This is a genomic window from Veillonella parvula (assembly GCF_032577575.1).
Taxonomy (GTDB): domain Bacteria; phylum Bacillota; class Negativicutes; order Veillonellales; family Veillonellaceae; genus Veillonella.
Genome location: NZ_JAWFVO010000009.1, coordinates 1 through 1,125, shown reverse-complemented (window position 1 = coordinate 1,125; position 1,125 = coordinate 1). Strand labels below are relative to the sequence as shown.

Genomic DNA, 1,125 nt, shown 5'->3' with positions numbered 1-1,125 from the left:
CGAAGACCTTCTTCGATAGCGATTGGAGTAATCAATTCGATTTCCATTGTTACGTTATCGCCAGGCATACACATTTCTACACCTTCAGGAAGGTTTACAACACCTGTTACGTCTGTTGTACGGAAGTAGAATTGTGGACGGTAGTTGGAGAAGAATGGAGTATGACGGCCACCTTCTTCTTTAGTCAATACGTATACTTCTGCTTTGAATTTTGTGTGTGGGTTGATGGAACCTGGTTTAGCCAATACTTGACCACGTTCGATGTCTTTACGATCAACACCACGAAGCAATGCACCTACGTTGTCACCTGCTACTGCAGAATCCAACACTTTACGGAACATTTCAAGACCAGTTACTACGTATTGTTCAGCTTTTTCTTTCAAGCCTACTACTTCAACTGTATCACCAACGTTTACTTGACCACGTTCAACACGGCCAGTTGCTACTGTACCACGACCAGTGATTGTGAAAACGTCTTCCACAGGCATCAAGAAAGGTTTATCAGTGTCACGAACTGGTGTTGGGATGTAGGAGTCTACAGCATCCATCAATTCGTCAATTTTAGCTACATATTGAGCGTCGCCTTCCAAAGCTTTCAATGCGGAACCTACAACGATAGGTACTTCGTCGCCAGGGAATTCGTAGGAAGAAAGAAGTTCACGAACTTCCATTTCTACCAATTCGATCAATTCTTCATCGTCAACCATGTCAGCTTTGTTCAAGAATACTACGATTGCAGGAACACCAACTTGACGAGCCAACAAGATGTGTTCGCGAGTTTGAGGCATAGGGCCGTCAGCTGCGGATACAACCAAGATAGCGCCGTCCATTTGAGCCGCACCAGTAATCATGTTTTTAACATAGTCAGCATGGCCTGGGCAGTCAACGTGTGCATAGTGACGGTTAGCAGTTTCATACTCAACGTGTGCAGTGTTGATTGTGATACCGCGTTCGCGTTCTTCTGGAGCTTTATCGATCATGCTGTAATCTTGGAAGTCAGCTTGACCTTTTTCAGCCAATACTTTAGTGATTGCAGCAGTCAAAGTAGTTTTACCATGGTCAACGTGACCGATTGTACCGATGTTAACATGCGGTTTCGTACGTTCAAATTTTTCTTTTGCCATT

The 1,125-nt window shown here is 44.1% G+C and carries 1 protein-coding gene; it reads right to left on the bottom strand.

The window, feature by feature from the left end:
* Positions 1 to 1,124, bottom strand: a 1,124-nt coding sequence (gene tuf, locus E7K77_RS09960; protein ID WP_128114531.1) for an elongation factor Tu, incomplete at its 3' end; no start/stop codon positions are given.
* Position 1,125 lies beyond the last annotated feature (1 nt).